Source organism: Sphingomonas sp. AC411 (assembly GCF_979253035.1).
Map to the genome: position 1 here is coordinate 3,924,117 of NZ_CEEDAQ010000001.1, position 26,882 is coordinate 3,950,998.

The window sequence follows — 26,882 nt, forward strand, 5'->3', positions numbered from 1 at the left end:
TGTCCGGGGTTCCGATCGGACTCAACGGCGCTGGTCGAGATCACGCCGCAGCGCCTACCTCCTGTCGATGCATTCCGGTTACGTCCCCTCCGCGTTTTCTCCTGCTACACCATGCTCGACGGCGCCATCGATCCGAAGGCGATTGCCAAGCAGGCGCGCGCGCTGGGCTTTCCCGCCGCCGCGCTCACCGATCGCAACGGGCTCTACGCGGCGATGGCCTATTCGGACGCGGCCAAGAAGGACGGCGTCCAGCCGATCATCGGCGTGATGCTCGGCGTGGGTCGCCCAGACATGCCCGACAGCGTCGCGACGCAGTTCGACTGGATCGCGCTCTACGCGCAGAACATGACGGGCTACGACAACCTGTGCGCGCTCGTCTCGATGGCTCATCTCGACCGCCCGATCGAGATGCCCGCGCATGTCGATTTCGCCGCGCTCGAACGCCACACCGAAGGTCTGATCGCCCTCACCGCAGGAGGCGAGGGCGGTCTCGCCCGCCTGTTCGCGGAAGGCCAGCCAGACCGCGCCCGTGCCTATCTCGATCGCCTCCAGGGCCTGTTCGGCGACCGCCTCTACATCGAGCTCTCGCGCCGCAACGACGCCACCGAAATGGCCGCCGAGAACGACCTCATCGACATCGCCTACGAGCGCAACCTGCCGCTCGTCGCGACCAACCCGTGCTGCTTCACCGAAAGCGCATTCGGCGACGCGCACGACGCCATGCTCTGCATCGCGCACTCGACCTATGTCGAGACCGAGGACCGCATCCGCAGCTGCCCCGAAGCGTGGATGAAGCCCGCGCCGATGATGCACGAGATGTTCGCCGATCTGCCCGAAGCGATCGCCAACACGCTCGTTGTAGCACAGCGCTGCGCCGTGATGGCGCCGTACCGCAAGCCGATCCTCCCCAGCCTCGCCGGCGACATCGAGGGCGAGGCCAAGCTCCTCCGCGACGACGCCGAAGCCGGCCTCGAAGCGCGTCTCGCCCGCATCGCCGAACTTCACGGTGAAGGCGAGGACGGCTGGCGCGACGTGTACCGCAAGCGGCTCGCGTTCGAAGTCGACGTGATCGTCCAGATGGGCTTCCCCGGATACTTCCTGATCGTCGCCGACTTCATCAAATGGGCGAAGGACCACGACATCCCGGTCGGCCCAGGCCGTGGTTCGGGCGCAGGCTCGGTGGTCGCCTGGTCGCTGACGATCACCGATCTCGATCCGATCAAGCTTGGCCTGCTGTTCGAGCGCTTCCTGAACCCGGAACGCGTGTCGATGCCCGATTTCGACATCGATTTCTGCGAAACCCGCCGCGGCGAGGTGATCCGCTACGTCCAGGAGAAATACGGCCGCGATCAGGTCGCGCAGATCATCACCTTCGGGAAGCTGAAGGCGCGCGCGGTGCTGAAGGACACCGGCCGCGTGCTGCAGATGAGCTACGGCCAGATTGATCGTCTCGCGAAACTCGTCCCCAACCACCCGACCGACCCCTGGACGCTGGAGCGCGCGCTCAACGGCGTCGGCGAGCTCGCGAAGGAGTACGCCAACGACAATGGCGTGCGGAAGCTGCTCGATCTGGCGATGAAGCTGGAAGGCCTGCCGCGCCACTCGTCGACGCACGCTGCCGGCGTGGTGATCGGCGACCGGCCCTTGGCCCAGCTCGTGCCGCTCTACCGCGATCCGCGCTCCGACATGCCCGTCACGCAGTTCGACATGAAATATGTCGAGGGCGCGGGCCTCGTGAAGTTCGATTTCCTCGGGCTCAAGACGCTGTCGGTGCTCCAGAAGGCGGTGCAACTGCTCGCCAAGCGCGGCATCGTCGTCGACCTCGACGCGCTCGAATGGGATGATGTGGGCGTCTATGCGCTCCTGCAAAGGGCGACACGGTCGGCGTGTTCCAGCTCGAGTCGGAGGGCATGCGCCGCACGCTGTCCGCGGTCCGCCCGTCCAATTTCGGCGACATCATCGCGCTCGTGTCGCTCTATCGACCGGGCCCGATGGACAACATCCCGTCGTTCGGCCGCCGCAAGAACGGCACCGAGGCGATCGACTATCCACACCCGCTGCTCGAACCGATCCTATCCGAAACCTACGGGATCTTCGTGTACCAGGAGCAGGTCATGCAGGCCGCGCAGGTCCTCGCCGGCTTCTCGCTCGGCGGCGCCGATCTGCTGCGCCGCGCGATGGGCAAGAAAGTGAAGGCCGAGATGGACGCGCAGCGCGCGGGCTTCGTCGAGGGCTGCCTGACCGTCAACGGCATCAAGAAGGCCGAGGCGAACGCGCTGTTCGACTTGATCGACAAGTTCGCCGGCTACGGGTTCAACAAGAGCCACGCCGCCGCCTACGCGCTGCTCGCCTACCAGACCGCGTGGCTGAAAGCGCACCACCCGCACGAATTCTTCGCCGCCTCGATGTGCTACGACCTGCACCAGACCGACAAGCTGGCGATCTTCACCGACGACATGCGCCGCCTCGGGATCACTGCGCTGCCGCCGTGCATCAACGCGAGCCAAGCCGAGTTCGATGTCGAGGTCTTGGCGGATGCTGACGTCCAACCAGCAGAATGTTCACCCGCGAAGGCGGGTGCCCAGACTGGGTCCCCGCCTTCGCGGGGAAACAACCTTGCCGTCCGTTATGCCCTAGGCGCCCTGAAAAGCGTCGGCGAAGGCGCAATGGAGAAGCTCATCGTCGAGCGCGTCCAGAACGGCCCGTTCGCCGGCCTCGACGACCTCGCCAAGCGGGTCGACCCGCGCCTCCTCAACAAGCGCCAGCTCGAAACGCTCGCCGCCGCCGGCGCCTTCGATTCTGTTCGAGCCCAACCGCGCCGGCATCCACGCCACCGCCGAAACCATCCTTGCGATCGCCGCCCGCACGCACGAACAGAAGACCAGCGGGCAGGGCGGCCTGTTCGGCGACGCGGAACCCGCAGGCGACGCGATCAAGCTCCCCCTCGGTCCGCTGGACGCTCAGCCAGCGCATGGACCAGGAAAAGGAAGCGTTCGGCTTCTACTTCTCCGCGCACCCGGTCGACCGCCACCGCCACATCGCCAACAGCCACGGCGCCCGCGCCTACACCGCGCTGTCGGAGCTCAACATCCCCGACGACGGCAGCCGCGCCGGCGCGACGATGGCGGTGCTGGTCGAGGACGCGCGCTACCGCACCTCCGCGCGCGGCAAGCGCTTCATGATGGCGCAATGCTCGGACGCCAGCGGCCAGTTCATGGCAACTTGCTTCGACGAGCAGGTTTCGCGCGATCTCGAAGAGGCGGCAAAGGCCGGCGGCTGCGGCCTGATCACCGTCGAGCTCGACCGCAAGCCCGGCGAGGACACGCCGCGTGTCAGCATCAAGCGCATCCAGCCGTTCGAAGGCCTCGCCAACCTCGCGCGCTTCCAGGTCGTCGTGACGATCTCGGACATGAGTGCGTTCGCCGGCCTGGCCTCACTGCTCGCCGAGCACCGCGGCGCCCGCGGCGAGGTCCGCGTCCGCGCGCAACTCCCCGATGGCGAGGTCTGCATCCTGCTCGGCCGCGACTTCCTGCTCGACGGAGAGCTTGTCGAGCACATCGAGTCGTTGCACGGTGTCGCCAAGGTGGAGATGAAGACCTCGGAAACGAGGCTCGCTCTGGTCGGATAACAGCTTGGGAGAGCGCGAATGTTGGGTGGAATGCAGGATTTCGAGCTTCGTGTTCCCCGCCTGATAGATCACGCGGCACGCGAACACGGCGCAAGGGAACTCGTCAGCTACTGGGCCGACGGCCGCGAGACCCGCACCAACTGGGCCGGCATCTCCCGCGACGCCCGCAAACTCGCGCAAGCACTCGAAAAGCTCGGCGTAGCTTCCGGCGACCGGGTCGCGACGCTGGCGATGAACCACGCGCATCACCTCGTCGCCTGGTACGGCACGATCGGCATGGGCGGCGTGATCCACACGATCAACCCGCGCCTGTTCGACGAACAGCTCGTCTACATCGCCAACCACGCCGAAGACCGCGTGATGCTCTACGACAAGGCGTTCCAGCCGCTCGTCGATCGCCTCCGCGGCCAATGGACCAGTGTCCGCCACTTCATCTGCTTCGACGATCTCGGCCCCGACGGCTTCCAGGCGCTCCTCGACGCCGAGGACGGCGGCTATGAGTGGGTCGAAGGCCCCGAACGCGAGCCCTGCATGCTCTGCTACACCAGCGGCACCACCGGCAATCCGAAGGGCGTGCTCTACACGCACCGCTCGACGATGATCCACGCCATGGCCGAGGTCGCGCCGTGGGTGTTCGATCTGTCTCCGAACGCCGTGGTGCTCCCGGTCGTGCCGATGTTCCACGCCGCCGCCTGGGGCCTGCCGTTCGCGTGCGCGCTCTCGGGGGCGAAGGTCGTCTATTCCGCGGTCAACGATCCCGCCGTGCTGTGCCGCCTGATGAACGACGAGAAGGTCACGCATTCCGCCGGCGTGCCGACCGTATGGCTGGCGATGTTCGGCCACATGGAGGCATCCGGCGATGCCCCGCGCCACCTGAAGCTCGTCACGATCGGCGGCTCGGCGGCGCCGCGCGCGATGATCGACCGGATCATGGCGATGGGGGCCAGCGTCAAGCACCTCTGGGGCATGACCGAGACCTCGCCGATCGGCACCGCCGGCTTCGCCCCGCCACACTGGGACGACATGACGCACGACGAGAGGCTCGATCTCGTTACCAAACAGGGCAGCGTCCCGTTCGGCATCGAACTCCGCATCATCGACGACGAAGGCGTGGTCCTCCCCCGCGACGGCTCGATCGCCGGCCGGTTGCAGGTGAGGGCCCCTGGGTCGTCCAACGCTATTTCGGCGCCGACGAGGACGCGGTCGACGCGGAAGGCTGGTTCGACACCGGCGACGTCGCGATGCTCCACGCCGACGGCACGATGCAGATCACCGATCGCTCGAAGGACGTCATCAAGTCCGGCGGCGAATGGATCAGCTCGGTCGACCTGGAGAACGCCGCGGTGGGCTGTCCGGGGGTTGCGGAGGCAGCGGCGATCGGCGTGCATCATCCCAAATGGGACGAGCGCCCGCTGCTGGTGGTGGTCCGAAAACCCGGCAGCAAGGTCGGTGAAGCCGAGATCCGCGAGCACCTAGCGAAGCACGTCGCCAAATGGTGGCTCCCCGACGCGATCGTTTTCGTGGAAGACCTGCCGCATACGGCGACGGGGAAGCTCCTCAAAACCGCCCTACGAGAACGCTTCAAGGATTTCGAACTAGCCGCCGCCTGACGTCCCCTTTTTCTTACGTCTCCCCTCCCTGGAAGGGAGGGGCCGAGGTGGTCAGCCCGCCTGAGCCCGAACGTCCGAACATGGAACCCGACCCACCCCCAACCCCTCCCTTCCAGGGAGGGAGAAAGCGCGCCACGCAACGACGGAGCGCATTTCCCATCGACGAGTGAAAAGCCCAACGGCCCACGCCCCTTGTTCTCCCGCGAAGGCGGGAGCCCAGTCTGGATCCCCGCCTTCGCGGGGAAACAAGATGTCTCGCCTAGCAGGAGGTGCGGGTGCGCCACCCCGCACATCCAATTCATTTCGCACTTGCACAATTCCCAAGATCCGGCAGCTTGTGCGCATGACAGCGGCCCCTCCGATCATCCGAACCGGCGCGAACGAGGCCAACGCCGTCACGCTGCCCGCCCGGCCGGAAGCGCTCCGCCTCGACCCCGCCGAAACCGCGGTCGTCGTGATCGACATGCAGAACGCCTACGCCTCCCCCGGCGGCTACGTCGACACGGCCGGCTTCGACGTCGCAGGCTCGGCCGCCACCATCGCCCAGATCGCCAAGGTCTTAGACACCGCCCGCGCAGCGAAAATGCCGGTCGTGTTCCTCCAGAACGGCTGGGACCCCGACTATGTCGAGGCTGGCGGCCCCGGCTCGCCCAACTGGCACAAGTCCAACGCGCTCAAGACCATGCGCGCCCGCCCCGAACTCCACGGCCAGTTCCTCGCCCGCGGCGGCTGGGACTACGAGATCGTCGACGCGCTCGCCCCCAACCCGGCGACATCCGCGTCCACAAAACCCGCTACAGCGCGTTCTTCAATTCGCAGCTCGACAGCATCCTGCGAAGTCGCGGCATCCGCAACATCGTCTTCGTCGGCATCGCCACCAACGTCTGCGTCGAGGCACGCTGCGCGACGGCTTCCACCTCGAATATTTCGGCGTGATGCTGGAGGACGCGACACACCATCTCGGGCCGCCCGAGATGCAGGCGGCGACCGTCTACAATGTCGAGAAGTTCTTCGGCTGGGTCAGCACGGTCGGCGATTTCTGCGGCAGCTTCGGGCAGTTGCCGAAGTGACCGGCGCATTCTCGTTCCCTCGCGAACGCGGGGGCCCAGGATCACGAACGATGACGCCTGCGACCCTGGACCCCGCCTCCGCGGGGAACGGTGATGACCTGAAAGGATGACGATGCCGTTCGAAGCCATCAACCCACCCCAGTTCCCCATCCCGATCGCGCCCTATTCCGCCGCCGCGAAAGCCGGCAACACGGTCTACGTCTCGGGCGTGCTGGCGCTCGGCGAAGGTGGCATTGTCCTCCACCCCGGCGACGCCGCCGCCCAAACGCGGGCCGTTCTAGACACCATCAAGACCACGCTCGAAGCTGCCGGCGCGACGCTGGAAGACGTCGCCTTCAACCACATCTTCCTGAAAGACCTCGCCGACTACGCCGCCTTCAACAGCGTGTACGCCGAGTATTTCCCCGGCCCCAAACCCGCGCGCTACTGCATCAAGACCGACCTCGTGAAGCCCGAGTGCCTCGTCGAAATCGCCAGCATCGCCCACCTCGCCTGATGGCAATGGCGGGCGGCATCCACTGGGAAGAGCACGGCCAGCCCGACGGTCCCGCGATCCTCTTGTCGAGCGGCCTCGGCGGTTCGGGCAGCTACTGGCAGCCCAACCTCGCCGCGCTTGGCGCCGGCCATCGCGTCATCACCTACGACCACCGCGGCACCGGCCGCTCGGAGCGCCACGTTCCCGGCGACCTCACCGTCGAGGCGATGGCCGCCGACGTAGTCGCGCTCATGGACGCGATCGGCCTCGACCGGTGCACCTTCATAGGCCACGCGCTCGGTGGCCATATCGGTCTCGCGCTCGCCTTGGCAGCGCCCGAACGCCTCGACCGCCTCGTCGTCATCAACGGCTGGGCCAAGCTCGACCCGCACACCGCGCGCTGTTTCGACACGCGCCTCGCGCTGCTGAGCGACAGTGGCCCCCGCGCGTATCTCCATGCGCAACCGCTGTTCCTCTACCCGCCACAATGGATTTCCGACCACCACGACCGGCTCCAGGACGAGGAGGAGGACATGCTCGCGCATTTCCCGGCGCGGAAATGATCCAGCGGCGAGTCGCGGCCGCCCGCAGGTTCAACATCGCCGGCCGGCTCGACGAGATCCGCGTGCCGACGCTTCTGGTCGCGTCCGACGACGACATGCTCGTGCCGCCGTCCGCGTCCGAAAAGCTTGCCGCGGGCATCCCCGGCGCGCAGTTTGCCCGGATGGCGGCGGGCGCGCACGCCTGCAACGTGACGCGTGCGGAGCATTTCAACTTGTGGCTGCTCGACTGGCTCGACGGCGAATAGGAGCGGCATATGCAGGTCGGCGTCTTCGTTCCCATCAACAACAATGGCTGGCTGATCAGCGAAAACGCGCCGCAGTACAAACCGAGCTTCGACCTCAACAAGGCGATCGCGCAGGCGGCGGAGAAGCACGGCCTCGACTTCCTGCTGTCGATGATCAAGCTGCGTGGCTTCGGCGGCAAGACCGAGTTCTGGGATTACGGGCTGGAGAGCTTCACGCTGATGGCCGGGCTCGCCGCCGTCACCGAAAAGATCAAGATCTACGCAACCTGCGCCACGCTGCTGATCCCGCCCGCCTATGCCGCGCGGATGTGCAACACGATCGATCCGATCAGCCACGGGCGGTTCGGCCTCAACCTGATCACCGGCTGGCAGCCGCCCGAATACACGCAGATGGGCATGTGGCCCGGCGACGAGCATTTCCGCAACCGCTACAAGATGCTCGACGAATACGCCCACATCCTCCGCGAGCTGTGGGAGGAGGGGACGTCCGATTTCAAGGGCGACTATTACGAGATGACCGATTGCCGCGTCTGGCCCAGGCCGACCGGCGACATGAAGATCATCTGCGCGGGATCGTCCGACGACGGCCTCGCCTTTTCCGCGAAATGGGCGGACTACGCGTTCTGCCTGGGCAAGGGCGTCAACACCCTGACCGCCTTCGCCTTCAACAACGATAGGCTCGCCGCGGCGACCGCGAAGACCGGCCGCGACGTGCAGATCTTCGTCCTGATCATGATCATCGCCGCCGAAACCGACGAAGAGGCGATGGCGAAGTGGCAGCACTACAACGCCGGCGTAGACGTCGATGCGATAGCGTGGCTGATGGATCAGGGCGCCAAGGACACGCACAACAAGGACACCAACGTCCGCCAGTTGGCTGCTCCCGAAGGCGCAGTAAACATCAACATGGGCACGTTGGTCGGCTCGTACGAAAGCGTCGCGCGCATGCTCGACGAGATGGCCGCGGTCCCCAACACCGGCGGCGTGTTGCTGACCTTCGACGATTTTCTCGAGGGCGTGGAGGCATTCGGTCAACGAATACAACCACTTATGAAGAGTCGGGAAGGCGTAGGCACAAGCTGAAGGAACCGCGCGTTGGCCTAACCCTCCCTAACCTTCTTTTGCCCCTCCCTCTCCACGGAGAGCGGGGAAGGCGAGAGTACGGTCAAGCGATCATAACTCAGCCACCACCCCGGCGAAGGCCGGGGCCCAGTTGGGAAACAGAGGTAATAGGGACGGCGCTCCGTTACGACCACCTCTCCACTTGGACCCCGGCCTCCGCCGGGGTGGTGTCGCTCCGGGAACGCTCAGAACCTGTTCCCCGCGAAGGCGGGGGCCCAGACTGGACTCCGCCTTCGCGGGAGAACAAACCTCTTGCGAAACGGGGAAGATCAAACCGCCCGAGGCGTCCGCTTGGCCTTCCGGATCCGCGGCTCGGCGATCATGTCCGCGGCCTTCTTGATCTCCTGCCGCAACTCGTCCCGCTTCTCATGGATCGACGCGATCACCGGCCCCATCGCCACCCCGAGATCGACCAGCACCGCCTCCGCCAGTTGCAGCGAACTCTCCAGCGTCTCCGGCACCGCATCGGTAACGCCGGCCCGATACAGTTCCGCCGCATGCGCCGTATCTCGCGCACGCGCCACGATCGGCAGGTCCGGCGCCAACGCCCGCACCCGCCGCGCCAGCCGCACCGTCAGCACCGGGTCGTCCATCGTCAAAATCAACGCCTTGGCGGTAGTGCAGCTTCAGCCGGTCGACCAGCTCCGCCCGCGCCACGTCGCCGAACAGCACCGGGTGGCCCTGCGCCCGCGCGGCCTCGACCGAGTCGATATCCGCCTCGACCGCGACGTACTTCTGCCCGTGGACCGCGAGCATGTCCGCCACCATCCGGCCGACCCGTCCAAAGCCGATGACGACCGTCCCAGGCCCGTCGTCGTCGATCTCGACATCGCCCGCATCCGCGACCGACCGACTCTCCAACTGCCGCGACACGGTGCGGCCCAGCTTCGCCAGGAGCGGCGTGATCGTCAGCCCGATCGCCGTGACCGTCCGCCAGAACGACGCGGTCGACGGCAAGATCAGCTGCGCCTGTGCGGCCGTCGCGAGCACGATTAGCGTCGTCTCGGACGGGCTCCCCATCAGCAGTCCCGTCTCGGCGGCAACACCCCGGCGGGAATTGGCGACGCGGAGGAACAGGAACGTGACGACAGCCTTGGTCGCGACCACGCCGGTCACCGCGAGCAGCAGCGACGGCCAGTTCTGCGCGATCAGCCGCAGGTCGAGGCTCATGCCGACGGTGATCAGAAACACGCCGAGCGCGAGCCCCTTGAACGGCGCGGTGATGACCTCGACTTCGCTATGATATTCGGTCTCCGCGATCAGCAGGCCTGCCAGCAACGCGCCGACGATCGGCGACAGCCCGGCGGCGGTGGTCGCGACGCTGGCGACGATGACGACCAGCAGCGATGCGGCGAGGAACAGCTCCGGGCTCTTGGTCCGCGCCGCCTGGCCGAACAGCCGCGGCAGGACGAGCCGTCCGCCGATATACATCGCGACCACGGTCAGCCCGCCGCGCAGTGCGACGCCGGCGATGCCTTGCCAGCCGGCATCGCTCGCCGTCGGTGCCAAGGCACCAAGCACGAAGATGATCGGCACGAGCGCCAGATCCTCGAAGAGCAACATCGCGAACGCACCGCGCCCGACCGCGCCGGTCGTGCCGACGAGCGGCAGGACCAGCGCGGTGGACGATAAGGCAAGTGCAAAGCCCAGCCCGATTGCGCCGGCCCATTCCTGGCCGATGAAGTGCAACGCCACGCCGATGATGAGCGCCGAGCCGATCAGCTCGGCGGCGCCGGTGCCGAACACGAGCCGCTTCATCGACCACAAGCGCTTGAACGAGAGTTCGAGGCCGATCGAGAACAGCAGCAGGATTATGCCGAACTCGGCGAACGGCTCGATCGATTCCGGGCTCGATATGGTCAGATAATATAGCCACGGTGCGGCACCGGTCAGGGCGCCCAGACCCGCGGGTCCGACCAGCAGGCCGACCAGGATGAAACCGATGACCGGGCTCACCCGGAAGCGCGCGAACGCGGGAATGACCAGACCTGCCGCGCCGAGAATGACGAGCGCGTCGCTGAAGCCGTGATTGTCGAGCCGTAATGCCATGCGCGCGACCTTAGGGGACGCATGACGGATTTGTCACCCGTGGTGACGTGTCGCCGTGATCGGCACCGAATGGCGATGTATTACTTCTGCGTCATCCTGACGAAAGTCAGGACCCAGGGTTATAGAAAGCCGCGGTTTCGGCTCTGGGTCCTGACTTTCGTCAGGATGACCGAAGAGAGAAACCCCGCTCCTTTACGGAGAGCGGGGCAATCAGATCAGGCCCAGTTGGCCATCTCGGTCTCGAGGTTCGACCGGACCTGTTCGAAGAACTGCTCGGTCGTCATCCAGGGCTGGTCGGGGCCGATCAGGATCGCGAGATCCTTGGTCATGTGGCCGTCTTCCACCGTCTTCACGCAGACGCGCTCGAGCGTCTCGGCGAACTTCGTGACGTCGGGCGTGTCGTCGAACTTGCCGCGATACTTCAGGCCGCCAGTCCATGCGAAGATCGACGCGATCGGGTTGGTCGAGGTCGCCTTGCCCTGCTCGTGCATGCGGAAGTGGCGCGTGACGGTGCCGTGCGCCGCCTCGGCCTCGACGGTCTTGCCGTCCAGAGTCAGCAGGATCGAGGTCATCAGGCCGAGCGACCCGAAGCCCTGTGCGACCTGGTCCGACTGGACGTCGCCGTCATAGTTCTTGCAGGCCCAGACGAACTCGCCGTTCCACTTGAGCGCCGATGCGACCATGTCGTCGATCAGGCGATGCTCGTAGACGATGCCGGCTTCCTTGAACTTGTCCTTGAACTCGGCCTCGAACACCTCGGCGAACAGATCCTTGAAGCGGCCGTCATAGGCCTTGAGGATGGTGTTCTTGGTCGACAGATACACAGGCCACTTCAGGTTGAGACCGTAATGCATCGATGCGCGCGCGAAATCGCGGATCGAATCGTCGAGATTGTACATCGCCATCGCGACGCCCGCCGACGGGAACTGGAACACCTCGCGGTCGATGACCGTGCCGTCGTCGCCTTCGAAGACGAGGCGCAGCTTGCCGGGGCCGGGGACCAGATAGTCGGTCGCGCGGTACTGATCGCCGAATGCGTGACGGCCGACGACGATCGGGTGCGTCCAGCCCGGGATCAGGCGGGGGACGTTCTTGATCACAATCGGCTCGCGGAAGATGGTGCCGCCAAGGATGTTGCGGATCGTGCCGTTCGGCGACTTCCACATCTTCTTCAGGCCGAATTCGGTCACGCGCTGCTCGTCGGGCGTGATCGTCGCGCACTTGACCGCGACGCCGTGCTTCTGCGTGGCGAGCGCGCTGTCGATCGTGACCTGGTCGTCGGTCGCATCGCGATGCTCGACGCCGAGGTCGTAATAATCGAGCTCGATATCGAGATACGGCTTGATCAAGCGCTCACGGATCCATTCCCAGATGATCCGCGTCATCTCGTCGCCATCGATCTCCACGATCGGATTCTTAACCTTGATCTTCGCCATATCCGGGTCCTTCGGGGAGGGGTTTGGGGAGCGTTCTGGGGACCGCGCCGTCACGATCAACCACCGGCCAACCGTTGGTGCGGCAAGGAAAAGCCGGTTCATCGTTGTATCGCACGTCCGGCACGGATAGACCCGCCGGTTATGGCATCGCTCGACAAGCCGCCCGTCACGACCTCCACGGTCAAATGGCGATTTCCCGCAGTCCACCCGGAGGGCCACAAATACGTCGCGATCGCGACGGGCATCACGCTGCTGCTGACGATCGTTAGCCACGTGCTGTTCTGGCCGATGGTCGGCGTCGTGATCTGGGTCGCGACCTTCTTCCGTGATCCGATCCGCACGACCCCTCAGGGTGAGGGCCTGATCGTTGCCCCGCCGACGGCCTGATCACGATGATCCAGCGCGTCCCCATCCCGCGTGAACTCGCTGGCGACAACGGCCTCGGCGATGCGCCGCTAGTCCGCGTGTCGATCTTCATGTCGGTGTTCGACGTGCATATCAATCGCACACCGATCGCCGGGACTATCCGCCAAGTCGTTTATATTTCTGGTAAGTTTCTCAACGCCGATCTCGACAAGGCCAGCGACGAGAACGAGCGTCAGCATTTCGTGGTCGAGGACCGTCATGGCATGCGGATTGGCTTTACGCAGATTGCAGGCCTCGTCGCGCGTCGTATTCTTGGTTTCGTGAAGGCCGGCGACATGGTCGCGGCGGGCCAGCGCATCGGGCTGATCCGGTTCGGCAGCCGCGTCGACGTGTATCTGCCCGATCATGTCGTACCGCAGGTCTGCCTCGGCCAGCGCAGCATTGCAGGCGAGACCGTGCTTGGTCGCGTCGGTGGTGTTCCGGTCGGTGGTGTCGCGCAATGATCGGTCGCGACGAGATCGATGACGGTTCGACGGACGCGCGTGGTCGTGGAAAGTTCGGTCGCACCCGCCGGGCGCCGCGCGGCCTTCCGCTACGTGCCGTCGCGCCCAACGCGGTTACGGCGCTGGCATTGTGCTCCGGCCTGAGCGGCGTGCGATTTGCGATCGGCGGCGAGTGGCAAAGCGCCGTCGCGATGATCATGGTCGCGGGCGTACTCGACGGCCTCGACGGCCGGATCGCCCGCATGCTGCACGGTGAGAGCCGGTTCGGCGCGGAGCTGGACTCATTATCCGACGCGATCTCGTTCGGCGTCGCGCCTGCGTTGATCGTTTATCTCTGGTCGCTGGCCGCGCTGCCCCGCGTCGGCTGGATTTGCTCGCTGATCTTCGCGGTATTCTGTGCGCTACGTCTCGCACGCTTCAACGCTAAGATCGACGAGAGCCATCAGCCGCACAAATCGGCCGGTTTCCTCACCGGGGTACCGGCTCCAGCGGGCGCGGGCTTGGCACTTATGCCGATGTTCTTCTGGTTCTGGACCGACGAGCCGAAATTTGCGTCGCCTTATTTCGTCGCGCCGTGGGTCGCGTTCGTTGCGCTTCTGATGGTGTCAAGCATCGCCACTTATTCGTGGAGTTCGGTCAAACTCCGGAGTAACATCCGGTTCGAGGCCATCGCGCTCGTCGTATTGCTCGGCGCCGCGATCGTGAGCGCACCTTGGCATACGCTCAGCATCATCTGCGTACTGTACCTGATATCGATGCCGTTCAGCATCGCAAGCTATGCCAAGATCAGGCGGCAGCGTTCCAGCGGCGGGCGGGTGCCGGAGCCGTCGTCGACGCCCAGCGCCTGACCGCGATCCGGCGCTCCGCCACGGCCAGCGTGCGGAGCGGTTGGAACGCGGGTTCGACGTTACCCATGGCAAGCCGTACGATGCGGTCCCATTGCGGCGCGATCGACGAGACGATCATCATACCAGCGACCGCGAACGCACCAGCAAAAACCATGAAGCTCAGAACCAACATCACGTCCGCCTTCCTATGAGTTGCGAACAAATTATGAATGTCCGCAAACACTTGGTCAGAAACATCGTTCCGTTCGTCGCATTTTGAATCCGGCCATACCGGTTCGAATCAGCGGCGAGTCGAACATCTGTTCCCCTCTGAGCCCTTTATGTTCTCATTGCGTTCCGTGAGTCAAGCGTGGCGTTCGGCATTGCGTTTCACCGCGCACCCGGCTAAGGGCCGCGCCTCAAACCCCGCATGGGAGGGCATCATAGCCCGGTGCGTCACGGTCATTCGGCCACGACGTCATCCGCTTCCCAGAGGCACAACCGGAAGGATATATCCCTATGGCGGCACCCGTCGTCTCCATGCAGCAGCTCATCGAAACGGGCGCGCATTTCGGCCACCAGACTCATCGGTGGAACCCCAAGATGAAGCCTTACATCTTCGGTGATCGTAACGGCGTCCACATCCTCGACCTTTCGCAGACCGTGCCGCTGTTCGCACGCGCGCTCGAATTCGTCTCGTCGGCTGTTGCCGGCGGCGGCAAGGTCCTGTTCGTCGGCACCAAGCGCCAGGCGCAGGAGCCCGTCGCAGACGCAGCGCGTCGTTCGGGCCAGCACTTCGTCAACCATCGCTGGTTGGGCGGCATGCTCACCAACTGGAAGACCATCTCGGGTTCGATCAAGCGTCTCAAGACGCTCGAGGAAATGCTGTCGGGCGACACCGTCGGCCTGACCAAGAAGGAAGTCCTTCAGCTCACCCGCGAGAAGGACAAGCTCGAGCTTTCGCTCGGCGGCATCCGCGACATGGGCGGCATTCCCGACGTGATGTTCGTGATCGACGCGAACAAGGAAGAGCTGGCGATCAAGGAAGCGAACACGCTGGGTATTCCCGTCGTCGCGATCCTCGATTCGAACGTGTCGCCGGACGGCATCGCCTTCCCGGTTCCCGCGAACGACGACGCAGCCCGCGCTATCCGCCTGTACTGCGAGGCGATCGCGATCGCCGCGACGCGCGGTGGCCAGGAGCAGCAGCGCCGCACCGGTGCCGACGTCGGCGCGATGGTCGAGCCGCCGAAGGAAGAGGCGCTGAGCGCAGAGCCGACCGTCGAAGCTACGGCTGACACGGCGCAGGCGACCGCGAATGCCGATACCGCTGCAGAATTCGCAGCCGAGGGTGAGCGCCAGATCGACGCATAAGCGTCGTCGCCGAACCGTCATGCGGGCGGGGTAGGGCGAAAGCTCTGCCTCGCCCGCAACCATATTCAGACCTAAAAGGATTAGAGACATGGCCGATATCACGGCAGCGATGGTCAAGGATCTGCGCGAGAAGAGCGGCGCGGGCATGATGGATTGCAAGAAGGCGCTGAGCGAGAACGCCGGCGACATGGAGCAGGCAATGGATTGGCTGCGCACCAAGGGCTCGCAGCCGCCGCCAAGAAGTCCAGCCGTACCGCGGCCGAGGGCCTGGTCGGCGTCGCCGTGTCGGGCACCAAGGGTGCAGCGGTCGAAGTCAACTCCGAGACCGATTTCGTCGCCAAGAACGACCAGTTCCAGTCGTTCGTCCGTGACGTCACGCAGATCGCTCTGGCGACGGGCGGCGACATCGAGTCGCTGAAGTCGCAGGCGATGCCATCGGGCAAGACCGTCGAGGAAGTCCTGACGAACAACGTCGCGACGATCGGCGAGAATCAGTCGCTGCGCCGCTCGCGCACGCTGGAAGTCAGCAAGGGTGCGGTCGTGCCCTACATCCACAACCAGGCGGCACCCGGCCTCGGCAAGATCGGCGTTCTCGTCGCGCTTGAGTCGGAGGCTTCGGATGAGGTTCTCCAGGCGCTCGGCAAGCAGCTTGCGATGCACATCGCAGCGGCGTTCCCGAAGGCGCTGAACGAAGCCGACCTCGACGAGTCCGAGATCGAGCGCGAGCGCGCGATCGCGACCGAGAAGGCCGCCGAATCGGGCAAACCTGCCGACATCATCGCCAAGATGGTCGAGGGCGGCATCGCCAAGTACCGCAAGGAGCATGCTCTGGTCAGCCAGCTGTTCGTGATGGACGGCAAGACCAAGATCTCCGACGTCGTCGCCAAGGCCGGCAAGGATGCCGGCGCCGAGATCAAGCTGGTGGACTATGTCCGCTTCCAGCTGGGTGAGGGCATCGAGAAGGAGCAGTCCGACTTCGCAGCCGAGGTTGCTGCTGCTTCGGGCGTGCCACAGGCGTAAGCCGACCTTCTCCTTCTCCTTCTCCCCTCCGGGGAGAGGGAAGGGGCCCGCGGCCACTTGGCCGTGGGAAGGGTGAGGGGAGTGGTCGGGTCTCGAACCTCACCGCCCCTCATCCGGCCCTGCCGGCCACCTTCTCCCCGCGGGGAGAAGGACCAACTACCCTCTGCCATCGGGGAGAGGGGCTAGCTTGCGCAGCAAGCGCGGGGTGAGGGCAGGGGGGTGAACCTTTCCGTCACCCTCCCTTCCCCAGCACGCAAGCGCAGGCCCCCGTGTCCCGCCATGACAGGGAACTGGCTGCCCTACTTCGCCGAGACGACGGAATAGCCCGGCGGGACCGGGTTGTGTGGCAATCGCCCCCCGCCTAAGGTCCGCGCCGCCCCGCCAATCACATTTCGAGATTTATGACGCCTCCGCGCTACAACCGTATCCTGCTGAAACTGTCGGGCGAAGTCCTGATGGGACCGTCGGGCCTGTCGATCGATCCGACCGTCACCGCCCGCGTCGCGCAGGAAATTGCCGACATCAAGGCCAAAGGCTATGAGATTTGCATCGTCGTCGGTGGCGGCAACATCTTCCGCGGCATGGCGGGCGCAGCACGCGGCATGGACCGGGCGACCGGCGATTACATGGGCATGCTCGCGACCGTCATGAATGCGCTCGCCGTGCAGAACGCGCTCGAGCAGATCGGCGTCGACACCCGCGTCCAGTCGGCGATCCCGATGGCGTCGGTCTGCGAACCGTTCATCCGCCGCCGCGCCGAGCGTCACCTCGAAAAGGGTCGCGTCGTGATCTTCGCGGCAGGCGTCGGCAGCCCCTATTTCACCACCGATCTGGGCGCCGCGCTGCGTGCTGCCGAGATGAAGTGCGACGCTTTGTTCAAGGGTACTTCGGTCGACGGCGTCTACAACGCCGACCCGAAGACGCACCCCGACGCGGTGCGCTACGAGACGGTATCGTACAGCCGCGTGCTGTCCGACGACCTCAAGGTCATGGACGCGAGCGCGATCGCGCTGTGCCGCGACAACAATATCCCGATCGTCGTCTTCAACATCCGCGAACCCGGCAATCTCGCCGCGGTGTTGGCGGGTGATGGCGTGTCGACGATCGTCCAGAACGAGCAGGAGCTTTAAGATGGCCGCATATGACAAGACCGACCTCGAGCGCCGCATGGCGGGTGCCGTCGAAGCGCTGAAGAGCGATCTCGCTGGCCTGCGCACCGGCCGCGCGTCGACCGCGTTGCTCGATCCGGTGATGGTGACGGTGTACGGTTCGTCGATGCCGCTGAACCAAGTCGCGACCGTGTCGGCGCCCGAGCCCCGGATGCTGTCGGTGCAGGTCTGGGACAAGTCGAACGTCGGCCCGACCGACAAGGCGATCCGTTCGGCCGGTCTCGGCCTCAACCCGATCGTCGACGGCCAGACGCTGCGCCTGCCGATCCCCGACCTGACCGAGGAGCGCCGCAAGGAACTCGCCAAGCTGGCCGGGCAATATGCCGAGAAGGCGCGCATCGCGGTGCGTAACGTCCGTCGCGACGGCATGGATTCTGCTCAAGACCGACGAGAAGAAGGGCGTGTTCAGCGAGGACGAGCGCAAGCGTCACGAGACCGAAGTGCAGAAGCTGACCGACGGCATCGTCGCCGAGCTCGACGCGACCGCGACCGCCAAGGAAAAGGAAATCCTGGGCAAGTGAGGGCGTTCGGCGCCGCTTCAACCGGGGCCTCGGCCGGGGCTTCGGCTGGGGCTCCTTCGACTGCGCCGCTGGCTGCCGTCCCTTCGGGCGGAGCAGTCCCGCGCCATGTCGCGATCATCATGGACGGCAATGGCCGCTGGGCGAAGAAGCGGTTCCTGCCGCGCTTCGCCGGGCACAAGGCTGGCGTCGAGGCCGTGCGGAAAGTGACGCGGGCGGCGCGGGCGATGGGGATCGAGGCGCTGACGCTCTACGCGTTCTCGTCGGAGAACTGGCGCCGTCCGGCGGAAGAGGTCCGCGACCTGATGGGGTTGTTCCGCCATTTCATCCGCAGCGACCTCGACGAACTCGCGCGCGAAAACGTCCGGCTGCGCGTGATCGGCGACTATCACAGCTTTTCGCCCGATCTGGTCGCGATGGTCGACGACGCGATCGCGCGGACCGCGAGCAATACCGGTCCGATTCTCGCGATAGCGCTCAACTACGGCGCGCATGCCGAGCTGTTGGGCGCGGCACGCCGCCTTGCCGAACGCGCCCGTGACGGTACGCTCGATCCTGCCAGCATCGACGTCGGCACGATTGAGGCCGAACTCGACACGCACGATCTGCCGCCGCTCGACTTGATGATCCGCACCTCGGGCGAGCAACGGTTGTCGAACTTCCTGTTGTGGCAGGCGGCCTATGCCGAGCTCCTGTTCGTCGACACGCTCTGGCCCGACTTCGATGCGGCAGCGCTTGCCGATGCTGTCGCGGCGTTCGGCCAACGCCAGCGCCGCTACGGTGGTCTGTGATCCTTCTGTTCCTCGCGAACGCGGGGGCCCAGGAGCCAGGAGCGCAAACGTGCGTAATCCTGGACTCTCGCCCTCGCGCGGGAACGGCTGTTTTTATAATGGGATGGCTTCGTGACGACCCTGCCAGACCCCGCGAAGGCGCCCGATCAGGCGCTGCGCACACCGTCCAACCTTAAGCTTCGGATGATCGCCAGCGTCGGCATGATCGTCGTCGCCAGCATCGCGCTGACGCTCGGCGGGATCGCGTTCTGGTTGCTGGGCATCCTGGCGGCGCTGTTCATGATGGCGGAATGGTCGATGCTCCAGGGCGTCGACGCCAAGACCAAGCGGATGACGCAGTTCGCGCTGTCGGTGCCGCTCGCGCTGATGGCGCCGGCGTCGCTGATCCTCGTCATCCATGATTTCTTCACGCTCGGGCTGCTCGCGGGCGCCGCGTTCTTCGTCGTCATCACGACGCGCAAACCTAAGCTGGCGCTCGGCATCGTCTATTGCGGTCTCCCCGTGCTCGCGCTGATGATCATCCGGCGGCAGGACGATGGCATCCTCTACACGCTGTGGGCGCTGTCGCTGGTGTGGGCGTGCGATATCGGCGCGTTCTTTACGGGGCGGACGCTGGGCGGCCCTAAAATCGCGCCGGTGATCAGTCCGAACAAGACATGGTCGGGGCTGATCGGCGGCGTCGTGCTGGCGAGCGCGGTCGCGGCGGTGCTGCACACGCAATACGGCCTGCCGATGCGGATGACGCTGGCGACGCCGGTGCTCGCCGTGCTCGCGCAGATGGGCGATCTTTACGAGAGTTGGTTGAAGAGGGTGGCAGGCGTGAAGGACAGCGGCAACATCCTGCCCGGACATGGTGGCGTCATGGATCGCCTCGACGGCCTGGTCCCGGTCGCGCCGGTCGCGGCGTTCCTCGTCCTGCTGCCGCATTTTTACGCATGAAGAGCGTCACGATCTTGGGGCGACCGGCTCGGTCGGTACCTCGACGCTCGACCTGATCGAGCGTGAGCCCGACCGCTTCCGCGTCGTCGCGCTGACCGCGAACTGCGACGTGGCGAAGCTCGCCGCGGCCGCGATCCGGACCAACGCGGAGTTTGCCGTGGTGGCGGACGAGGGGTGCCTTCCCGAACTTCGTGAAGCGCTGGCCGGTACGGGCATTCGCGCAGGCGGTGGCTCCGAGGCTATCGCCGAGGCGGCGTCATCGGGTGCGGACTGGACGATGGGCGCGATCGTCGGCTGTGCCGGCCTGAAGCCGGTGATGGCGGCGATCGAGCAGGGCGGGACCGTCGTGATCGCCAACAAGGAGCCGCTGGTCTCCGCCGGCGACGTCATCCTCGCTGCGGCCAGGCGGACCGGCGCGACGCTGTTGCCCGCCGATTCCGAGCATAACGCGATCTTCCAGTGCTTCGACGCGAGCCGCCCCGAGGGGGTCCGTCGTATCATCCTGACCTGCAGCGGCGGGCCGTTCCGCGACTGGACGACCGAGCAGATGCGCGGCGTGACGCTCGAACAGGCGGTCAAGCATCCCAACTGGTCGATGGGCGCGAAGATCTCGGTCGATCTCGGCGACCTGCATGAACAAGGGCCTCGAACTGATCGAGGCCGCGCGGCTGTTCCCGATCCCGCATGACCGGATCGAGATCGTGATCCACCCGCAATCGGTGGTTCACAGCCTGGTCGATTATGTCGACGGCTCGGTTCTCGCGCAGCTGGGTCCCCCGACATGCGGACGCCGATCGCGCATACGCTCGCCTGGCCGGATCGGATGGCGACGCCGATGGCCCTGCTCGACCTAGTCGCGATCGGCCGACTCGAGTTCGAGGCGCCCGATCCGGTGCGCTTCCCGGCGCTGCGACTCGCGCGTGAGGCGTTAGACGCAGGCGGGGTGCGGCCGGCGATTCTCAACGCCGCCAACGAGGTCGCGGTCGAGGCCTTCATCAAGCGCCGCATTTGTTTCCTCGAAATTGCCGCAATCGTCGAACATACGTTATCCTGTTACGACCCGGCCGCGCCGGATAGCGTCGATGCCGTATTGGCGATCGACGCCGAGGCGCGGGTATTAGCGGGTGTACGTGTGAAGGATTGCGCGGTTTGATCGAAACACCCGGTATCCTGCTGACGATATTGTCGTTCGTCCTGGTGATCGGACCGCTCGTGTTCGTGCACGAGATGGGCCATTACCTCGCGGGACGCTATTTCGGGATCAAGGCGGATGCTTTCGCGGTCGGCTTCGGTCGCGAGATCGCAGGCTTTACCGACAAGCGCGGGACCCGCTGGAAGTTCGGCTGGCTCCCGCTCGGCGGCTATGTGAAGTTCGCCGGCGACATGAACCCGGCAAGCCAGCCCTCGGCCGAATGGCTGTCGCTGCCAGCCGAAGAACGCCTGCGCACCTTCCAGTCGAAGCCGGTCTGGCAGCGCGCGATCGTCGTCGCCGCCGGTCCGGTCGTGAATTTCGTCGTCGCCATCCTGATCCTTGCCGGTTTCGCCTTCGCGTATGGCGACATCCGCATGCCGCCGGTCGTCGGTGGCACGGTGCCCGGCAGTGCCGCGGCTGCGGCCGGATTGCAGGTCGGCGACCGGATCACCGCGATCGGCGGCCGCTCGGTCGAGACGTTCGACGATCTCGCCCGCTTCGCCCGCATCCGCGCCGGCGAGAGCACGCAGATCGACGCGGTGCGTGGTGGCCAGACGGTGTCGCGCGACCTCGTGATCGGCACCGAATTGCAGCGCGACCGCTTCGGCAACGAATACAAGATCGGCCGCCTCGGCATCGCCGGGTCGAAGCCGGTGATCGTTCCCGTCAGCCTGATCGAAGCACCGGTCGTCGCGGTGAAGCGCACCGGGCAGATCGTGTCGATGATGGTCGAGACGCTGGGGCAGGTCATCACCGGGCGCCGTTCGGTCAAGGAACTCGGCGGACCGCTCAGCATCGCCAAGGTGTCGGGCGAGCAGATGTCGCTTGGGCTCGACGCCTATGTGTTCCTGATCGCCCTGGTCTCGATCAATCTGGGGTTCATCAACCTGCTGCCAGTGCCGATGCTGGATGGCGGTCACCTGTTCTTCTATGCGATCGAAGCGGTGCGCAGGCGCCCGGTCGAGCCGCAGGTGCAGGAATGGGCGTTTCGCGGCGGCCTCGCGGCGATCCTTGCGCTGATGCTGCTGGTGACCTTCAACGATCTCGGCAATTTCGGGCTGTGGAAGAATCTGGCCGGCTTGATCGGCTGACCACGATAGGGCAGGGCGGGCGCGCCTTGTATGTGCACGTTTTTAAGGTGGGTTTGGTGACAGCGATCAACGGTTACGATTTCGCGCGCAAGGGCGCCCTGCTGCTTGCAGGAACGATCCTGTCGGGCGTTCCCGCGCTGGCACAGACCGTGCCGGCTGGCGCCGCGACTCCGGCGGCGACTCCTGCGCAAAGCCCTTCGTCGGGTCGGCAGACGCCGACGACGGCTGCTCCGGTCGTGGGTGTAACGCCCGTCGCCGCGCCGGTATCCGTGCGGACGATAAAGACTTTGCGCGTCGAGGGATCGCAGCGCATCGAGGCCGAGACGGTGCTGTCCTACACCAAGCTGCGCGTCGGTATCCCGTACACCGCGGAAACGCTCGACCAGGCGCTGAAAGACCTGCAGGCGAGCGACCTGTTCGCGGATTACTCGATCGCGGGTGTCGAGGACGGCAACATCGTGCTGCGCGTGCGCGAGAACCCGATCATCAACCGCGTGATCATCGAGGGCAACAAGGCGCTCAAGACCGACAAGATCACCAAAGAGATCAAGCTCGCGCCGCGCCAGATTTTCACGCGCACCGCGGTCCGCCAGGACATCGGCCGGATCATCGAGCTGTATCGCCGTCAGGGCCGCTTCGGCGCGGTCATCGATCCGAAGATGGTCAACCTCGACCAGAACCGCGTCGACGTCGTGTTCGTCGTCAGCGAAGGGCCGAAGTCGAAGGTTCGCCAGATCAACATCCTCGGCAACGAGGTGTTCTCCGACGACCAGATCCGCGGCCAGATGGCGACCAAGCAGGCCCGCCTATTCCGCCTGCTCTCGTCGGCGACCAGCTACGATCAGGACCGCCTGTCTTACGATCAGCAGAAGCTCCGCCAGTTCTACCTGACGCAGGGCTATGCCGATTTCCGCGTGACGTCGGCGGTCGCCGAGCTGACGCCGGACAAGAAGGACTTCATCATCACGTACGTGGTGGAAGAGGGCAAGCGCTACAAATTCGGCGACGTCACCGTCGACAGCCAGATCCGCGACTTCGACAACACCAAGCTCGCGGCCACGCTGCCGCTGAAGAAGGGCGACTGGTACAATGCGAAGCTGGTTGAGGATTCGGTCGACAACCTGTCCCAGACCGCGGGCCTGTTCGGCTATGCGTTCACCGAAGTGAACCCGGAGTTCGCCAAGGATTCCGACACGCTGACGATGGGGATTAATTTCAACATCGCCGAAGCCAAGCGGACCTATGTCGAGCGGATCGAGATCAACGGCAATACGCAGACGCAGGACAAGGTTGTCCGCCGCGAGATTCGTCTGGCCGAGGGCGACGCGTTCAACAGCTTTCAGGTGAAGCGCTCGCAGGATCGCATCAACTCGCTGGGCTATTTCCAGGACAAGATGGAGATCAAGCAGCTGCCGGGATCGGCGCCCGACCGCGTGATCCTGGAGACCAACCTCGAAGAGAAGTCGACCGGCGAGTTGCAGCTGTCGGCGGGCTATTCCAGCCTTGAACGCTTCATCGTCCAGGCGAACATCACGCAGCGCAACTTCCGCGGCAAGGGCCAGGAACTGCGCGCGGGCGTCAATTATTCGAGCTATTCGAAGTCTATCGAGCTGGGCTTCACCGAGCCCTACCTGTTCGACAAGAACATCGCGCTCGGTGGCGATATCTTCCGCCGCGATTACAACTCGTTCAACTTCGTCGGCAATGATCGGCAGACCAATTATTCGCAGGTCTCGACCGGTTTCCAGCTTCGTACCGGCGTGCCGCTGACCGAATTCTGGTCGCTGTCGGCGCGCTATGGCCTGTCCTATGATGAGGTCGGTCTCGACAACCAGTTCCTGAACGCCGATGGCTCGTGCAACGTGCTCGTGGCGGACGCTATCTGTGCGACGCGATCGGCAATCGCTGGACGTCCTCGGTCGGCTATTCGCTCAGCCGCGACAATCTCAACAGTCGCTTGCGCCCGACGGCCGGTTCGCGCTTCTCGTTCAGCCAGGACTTTGCCGGCCTCGGCGGCGACGTGAAGTACATCCGGACTCGTTTCGAAGGGTCCAAGTACCAGAACCTCGGCAGCGGCTTCATCGGCTCGATCGTCGCCGAAGGCGGCTATATTCATCCGCTCGAGAAGGCGCGCAGGGCCGGCTCGGACGCGGTCCGGATTACCGATCGCTTCTATCTGGGTGAACCGCAGTTCCGCGGCTTCGACATCCGCGGCGTCGGGCCGCGCATTCTGCGCGCCGCCTATAGCAATGGAACACCGACCCAGGTTCTCGCGACCGACCGCAATTCGATCCAGGACGATGCGCTGGGTGGGCGTGCCTATTACCTGGCGCGTGCGGAAATCGAGATTCCGCTGGGCTCCGGCGCCCGCGAGCTCGGCTTGCGGCCGTCGATCTACGCGCAGGTCGGTAGCCTGTTCGGTATCACCAGGCCGCTGCCGTCGGCGACGTTCCCGACCTTGATCGATCCGACCACGGGCAAGGAATATGTCGGATCGACCTTCACGCCATCGGTCAATTCCGCGGGTGCGGCGCTCTATACATACACGACGACCGACACGACCGGTGCGCCGGTCACGGCCAACACGACCTGCGCGGCCGGTTCTCCGGATGCGGCGGGCGCGTGTATCGGCACAGCCGCCAACCCGCGTGCCTTGACCGAACAGACGCCTTTCGTCGAAAGCTTCCTCGGCAACTCGGCCAAGCCGCGTCTGTCGGTGGGTATCGGCGTCAACTGGAACTCGCCGTTCGGCCCGCTCCGCATCGATCTCGCCAAAGCCTTGCTCACCCAGAAGGGTGACGACCCCAAGCTCATTACTTTCAACGTAGGGACACAGTTCTGATGACGACGTTCAAGACGCTTCTCCTCGCCGCAGCGCTCGCCGCGCCGGCTGCCATGACCGCGACCGCTGCGGACGCACAGGTTTCGGGCATCGCCGTCGCCGACGCGCAGGGCGCGATCGCCAACTCGAAGGCCTGGAACGCTGCACGCGCCCAGATCGAGACGACCTACAAGGCCCAGCTCGACCAGGCCGAGACCCGTCGCCAGGCCGTAGCGCGTGAGCTTCAGCCGCTGGTCACTGCGTTCCAGACCGCACAGCGTGCACCCGGCGCGACCGAAGCCACCTTGCGTCCGCAGGCGCAGGCGATCCAGGCGCGTGAAAACGCCGCCAACCAGGAACTCGCCCGCCTGACTCAGCCCGCCCAGCGCGCGCAGCAATATGCGATCGAGCAGATCCAGGCGAAGCTCAGCGACGCCGTGACCGCTGCCGTTCGCGCAAAGAACGTCAGCCTGTTGCTGCGTCCGGAGGCCGCGCTGTTCGCACAGCCGACCGCCGACATCACCGCCGCGATCACGACCGAGCTCGATCGCCTCGTGCCGTCGGTCAGCACCGCCGTGCCGGCGAACTGGCAGCCGAACCAGGGTGGCCAGCAGCAGCAGGGCGCCGCACCCGCCGCAGCCGCGCGTGCGCCTGCCGCGACGCGCACCCCGCAGGGTCGCTAAGCTACATTGATGACCGAGACCGTGAACGATACTGCTGAAAAAGGCATGGGCCCGCTCGATATCGGGCGCGTCATGGCCGCGTTGCCGCATCGCTACCCGATGCTGCTTGTCGATCGTGTCGAGGATCTGATCCTCGACACCTCGATCACAGCGATCAAGGCGGTGTCGATGAACGAGCAATTCTTCCAGGGGCATTTCCCTGGGCGCCCGATCATGCCGGGCGTGCTGATCGTCGAGGCGATGGCACAGGCCGCGGGGATTCTCGCGGTCGAGTCGCTGGGTCTCGCGGGCTCGGGCAAGCTCGTCTATTTCATGGCGATCGACGGGGCCAAGTTCCGCAAGCCGGTCGAGCCGGGCGTTTTGCTCAAACTGGAAGTCACGTTCGTCCAGAAGCGTAGCGCGGTCTGCAAGTTTGCCGGCCGCGCCCTCGTCGACGGGCAATTGGTGGCAGAGGCGAACTTCACGGCGATGATCGCCGACCCGCCCAAGGCCTGAATCGCGTCGGAGCACGCATTCTTGTAAAATCGGGCGCGTCCGTGTACGGGCGCGCCTTCCTTCAGGCTGGTCGGAACCAGCCACCTACCGGAGAATTCTCATGAAGGCCGACACGCACCCCGATTATCACATGATCACCGTTCAGATGACGGATGGCAGCAAGTACCAGACCCGCACCACCTGGGGTAAGGAAGGCGATGTGATGACGCTCGAGATCGATCCGCTCGCGCATCCGGCATGGACCGGCGGCCGCGGCACGATGCTCGACACCGGCGGCCAGGTCGCGCGCTTCAACAAGCGTTTCGGTGGTGGTCTCACGCTCCGCAAGTAATGCGAGTTAACCCCGGAACGGGTTCGATTTAATTCGTTCCGGGGTAGTCCTTAAGGCGACTTTAAGTGTCGGCGACCAAGCTGCTCCTCGCAAGGACGAGGGCCTTATGTTCGCCGCCGAATTCGAACCCGCAGAACGCACCAGCCGGCGCCGAGCGCCGCGCGCACCGATCTCGCTCGACGCCAGCATCGGCAAGTCGGGCCGGGCCCTGTGCAGGGTTATCGATATTTCCGTACACGGCGTACGGCTCCAAACCTATTCGGCGCTCAGGCGCGGTACCAGCATCTGGCTCAACCTGCCGGAGATCGGCCAAGTCGTCGCCGATGTGATGTGGGCCGACGATTTCACCGCCGGTTGCCAATTTCACACCCCCTGCCGATCGAAGCGTTCGAAGCGCACGTCGCCAAGGATACCGTCAGCTGACCGATCGCGTCTTGGCGGGCTGCGATACGAAATCCTTCCCTACCCATTGCAATGATCTCGGCCGGCGATGCGTCTTGCACGCGGCGCAGTGGCCAGCGCGCTTGTGCCGCCGGGGCGGGGAGGGCGCTGTGAGGGTGACTT

Annotated in this window: 16 protein-coding genes and 9 pseudogenes; 22 read left to right on the plus strand and 3 right to left on the minus strand. The window is 65.3% G+C overall.

The window, feature by feature from the left end; translation table 11 throughout:
- The first annotated feature begins 111 nt into the window (after positions 1 to 111).
- From dnaE to rutA, 7 genes and pseudogenes are all read left to right on the plus strand, one after another.
- Positions 112 to 3,628: pseudogene (gene dnaE / locus AC0IX7_RS20230) on the plus strand (DNA polymerase III subunit alpha).
- An 18-nt stretch (positions 3,629 to 3,646) separates the two neighbouring features.
- Positions 3,647 to 5,238: pseudogene (locus AC0IX7_RS20235) on the plus strand (long-chain fatty acid--CoA ligase).
- A 343-nt stretch (positions 5,239 to 5,581) separates the two neighbouring features.
- Positions 5,582 to 6,308, plus strand: a pseudogene (gene rutB, locus AC0IX7_RS20240) (pyrimidine utilization protein B).
- A 112-nt stretch (positions 6,309 to 6,420) separates the two neighbouring features.
- Complete coding sequence (locus AC0IX7_RS20245) at positions 6,421 to 6,804, plus strand: Rid family hydrolase (RefSeq protein ID WP_471813652.1); 384 nt, start codon at positions 6,421 to 6,423, stop codon at positions 6,802 to 6,804.
- On the plus strand, positions 6,804 to 7,346 hold the full coding sequence (rutD, locus tag AC0IX7_RS20250; RefSeq protein ID WP_471813654.1) for a pyrimidine utilization protein D: 543 nt from the start codon (positions 6,804 to 6,806) through the stop codon (positions 7,344 to 7,346). The genes AC0IX7_RS20245 and rutD overlap by 1 nt, the downstream gene beginning before the upstream one ends.
- On the plus strand, positions 7,343 to 7,591 hold the full coding sequence (locus tag AC0IX7_RS20255) for an alpha/beta fold hydrolase (RefSeq protein WP_471813656.1): 249 nt from the start codon (positions 7,343 to 7,345) through the stop codon (positions 7,589 to 7,591). Before rutD ends, AC0IX7_RS20255 begins: the two co-directional genes overlap by 4 nt.
- 9 nt (positions 7,592 to 7,600) lie before the next feature.
- Positions 7,601 to 8,674 (plus strand): pyrimidine utilization protein A, encoded by a 1,074-nt coding sequence (gene rutA / locus AC0IX7_RS20260; RefSeq protein WP_471813657.1) that lies wholly within the window; start codon positions 7,601 to 7,603, stop codon positions 8,672 to 8,674.
- A gap of 308 nt (positions 8,675 to 8,982) precedes the next feature.
- Here the strand turns inward: rutA and AC0IX7_RS20265 are convergent.
- Positions 8,983 to 10,762, minus strand: a pseudogene (locus AC0IX7_RS20265) (cation:proton antiporter domain-containing protein).
- A gap of 215 nt (positions 10,763 to 10,977) precedes the next feature.
- On the minus strand, positions 10,978 to 12,198 hold the full coding sequence (locus tag AC0IX7_RS20270) for an NADP-dependent isocitrate dehydrogenase (RefSeq protein ID WP_471813658.1): 1,221 nt from the start codon (positions 12,196 to 12,198) through the stop codon (positions 10,978 to 10,980).
- Positions 12,199 to 12,339: 141 nt separating this feature from the next.
- Between AC0IX7_RS20270 and AC0IX7_RS20275 the strand changes: the two are divergent.
- Positions 12,340 to 13,067, plus strand: a pseudogene (locus AC0IX7_RS20275) (phosphatidylserine decarboxylase).
- Positions 13,064 to 13,915, plus strand: coding sequence for a CDP-alcohol phosphatidyltransferase family protein (locus AC0IX7_RS20280; RefSeq protein ID WP_471813660.1), 852 nt, complete (start codon positions 13,064 to 13,066; stop codon positions 13,913 to 13,915). Before AC0IX7_RS20275 ends, AC0IX7_RS20280 begins: the two are co-directional and overlap by 4 nt.
- Here the strand turns inward: AC0IX7_RS20280 and AC0IX7_RS20285 are convergent.
- Positions 13,854 to 14,087 carry a hypothetical protein gene (locus AC0IX7_RS20285; protein WP_423323730.1) on the minus strand — a complete coding sequence of 78 codons (234 nt, stop codon included), beginning with the start codon at positions 14,085 to 14,087 and terminating at the stop codon, positions 13,854 to 13,856. The genes AC0IX7_RS20280 and AC0IX7_RS20285 overlap by 62 nt on opposite strands.
- 326 nt (positions 14,088 to 14,413) lie before the next feature.
- Here AC0IX7_RS20285 and rpsB point away from each other — a divergent pair, with 326 nt between their 5' ends.
- The 13 genes and pseudogenes from rpsB to AC0IX7_RS20350 all read left to right on the plus strand — a co-directional run bounded on the left by rpsB (position 14,414) and on the right by AC0IX7_RS20350 (position 26,796).
- Complete coding sequence (gene rpsB, locus AC0IX7_RS20290; RefSeq protein WP_248525206.1) at positions 14,414 to 15,268, plus strand: 30S ribosomal protein S2; 855 nt, start codon at positions 14,414 to 14,416, stop codon at positions 15,266 to 15,268.
- A gap of 88 nt (positions 15,269 to 15,356) precedes the next feature.
- Positions 15,357 to 16,288: pseudogene (gene tsf / locus AC0IX7_RS20295) on the plus strand (translation elongation factor Ts).
- Positions 16,289 to 16,689: 401 nt separating this feature from the next.
- Positions 16,690 to 17,418: a UMP kinase gene (pyrH, locus tag AC0IX7_RS20300; RefSeq protein WP_471813662.1), complete on the plus strand. Its 729-nt coding sequence runs from the start codon at positions 16,690 to 16,692 to the stop codon at positions 17,416 to 17,418.
- 1 nt (position 17,419) lies between these two features.
- Positions 17,420 to 17,978, plus strand: a pseudogene (frr, locus tag AC0IX7_RS20305) (ribosome recycling factor).
- Positions 17,979 to 18,046: 68 nt separating this feature from the next.
- Complete coding sequence (locus AC0IX7_RS20310) at positions 18,047 to 18,766, plus strand: isoprenyl transferase (RefSeq protein ID WP_471813967.1); 720 nt, start codon at positions 18,047 to 18,049, stop codon at positions 18,764 to 18,766.
- A gap of 183 nt (positions 18,767 to 18,949) precedes the next feature.
- Positions 18,950 to 19,705, plus strand: coding sequence for a phosphatidate cytidylyltransferase (locus AC0IX7_RS20315; RefSeq protein WP_471813969.1), 756 nt, complete (start codon positions 18,950 to 18,952; stop codon positions 19,703 to 19,705).
- Positions 19,692 to 20,858: pseudogene (dxr, locus tag AC0IX7_RS20320) on the plus strand (1-deoxy-D-xylulose-5-phosphate reductoisomerase). The gene AC0IX7_RS20315 and the pseudogene dxr overlap by 14 nt, the downstream one beginning before the upstream one ends.
- The gene (rseP, locus tag AC0IX7_RS20325; protein WP_471813664.1) at positions 20,855 to 21,988 is read left to right on the plus strand and encodes an RIP metalloprotease RseP; all 1,134 of its coding nucleotides are present in this window, start codon (positions 20,855 to 20,857) and stop codon (positions 21,986 to 21,988) included. Before dxr ends, rseP begins: the two are co-directional and overlap by 4 nt.
- 53 nt (positions 21,989 to 22,041) lie before the next feature.
- Positions 22,042 to 24,830, plus strand: a pseudogene (bamA, locus tag AC0IX7_RS20330) (outer membrane protein assembly factor BamA).
- Positions 24,830 to 25,492: an OmpH family outer membrane protein gene (locus AC0IX7_RS20335; RefSeq protein ID WP_471813666.1), complete on the plus strand. Its 663-nt coding sequence runs from the start codon at positions 24,830 to 24,832 to the stop codon at positions 25,490 to 25,492. Before bamA ends, AC0IX7_RS20335 begins: the two are co-directional and overlap by 1 nt.
- A 45-nt stretch (positions 25,493 to 25,537) precedes the next feature.
- Complete coding sequence (fabZ, locus tag AC0IX7_RS20340) at positions 25,538 to 25,987, plus strand: 3-hydroxyacyl-ACP dehydratase FabZ (RefSeq protein ID WP_187505050.1); 450 nt, start codon at positions 25,538 to 25,540, stop codon at positions 25,985 to 25,987.
- Positions 25,988 to 26,087: 100 nt separating this feature from the next.
- Entirely contained in the window at positions 26,088 to 26,318 is a 231-nt protein-coding gene (gene rpmE / locus AC0IX7_RS20345; protein WP_055880673.1) for a 50S ribosomal protein L31, read from the plus strand.
- 106 nt (positions 26,319 to 26,424) lie between these two features.
- Positions 26,425 to 26,796, plus strand: a complete 372-nt coding sequence (locus tag AC0IX7_RS20350) for a PilZ domain-containing protein (RefSeq protein WP_471813668.1) — start codon at positions 26,425 to 26,427, stop codon at positions 26,794 to 26,796.
- Positions 26,797 to 26,882 lie beyond the last annotated feature (86 nt).

Excerpts from the sequence above, each read along its gene's own strand:
- AC0IX7_RS20245 (WP_471813652.1), top strand. The coding sequence starts at position 6,421 with ATGCCGTTCGAAGCCATCAACCCACCCCAGTTCCCCATCCCGATCGCG.
- rutD (WP_471813654.1), top strand. The coding sequence starts at position 6,804 with ATGGCAATGGCGGGCGGCATCCACTGGGAAGAGCACGGCCAGCCCGAC.
- AC0IX7_RS20255 (WP_471813656.1), top strand. The coding sequence starts at position 7,343 with ATGATCCAGCGGCGAGTCGCGGCCGCCCGCAGGTTCAACATCGCCGGC.
- rutA (WP_471813657.1), top strand. The coding sequence starts at position 7,601 with ATGCAGGTCGGCGTCTTCGTTCCCATCAACAACAATGGCTGGCTGATC.
- AC0IX7_RS20270 (WP_471813658.1), bottom strand. The coding sequence starts at position 12,198 with ATGGCGAAGATCAAGGTTAAGAATCCGATCGTGGAGATCGATGGCGAC.
- AC0IX7_RS20280 (WP_471813660.1), top strand. The coding sequence starts at position 13,064 with ATGATCGGTCGCGACGAGATCGATGACGGTTCGACGGACGCGCGTGGT.
- AC0IX7_RS20285 (WP_423323730.1), bottom strand. The coding sequence starts at position 14,087 with ATGTTGGTTCTGAGCTTCATGGTTTTTGCTGGTGCGTTCGCGGTCGCT.
- rpsB (WP_248525206.1), top strand. The coding sequence starts at position 14,414 with ATGGCGGCACCCGTCGTCTCCATGCAGCAGCTCATCGAAACGGGCGCG.
- pyrH (WP_471813662.1), top strand. The coding sequence starts at position 16,690 with ATGACGCCTCCGCGCTACAACCGTATCCTGCTGAAACTGTCGGGCGAA.
- AC0IX7_RS20315 (WP_471813969.1), top strand. The coding sequence starts at position 18,950 with ATGATCGCCAGCGTCGGCATGATCGTCGTCGCCAGCATCGCGCTGACG.
- AC0IX7_RS20335 (WP_471813666.1), top strand. The coding sequence starts at position 24,830 with ATGACGACGTTCAAGACGCTTCTCCTCGCCGCAGCGCTCGCCGCGCCG.
- fabZ (WP_187505050.1), top strand. The coding sequence starts at position 25,538 with ATGGGCCCGCTCGATATCGGGCGCGTCATGGCCGCGTTGCCGCATCGC.
- rpmE (WP_055880673.1), top strand. The coding sequence starts at position 26,088 with ATGAAGGCCGACACGCACCCCGATTATCACATGATCACCGTTCAGATG.
- AC0IX7_RS20350 (WP_471813668.1), top strand. The coding sequence starts at position 26,425 with ATGTTCGCCGCCGAATTCGAACCCGCAGAACGCACCAGCCGGCGCCGA.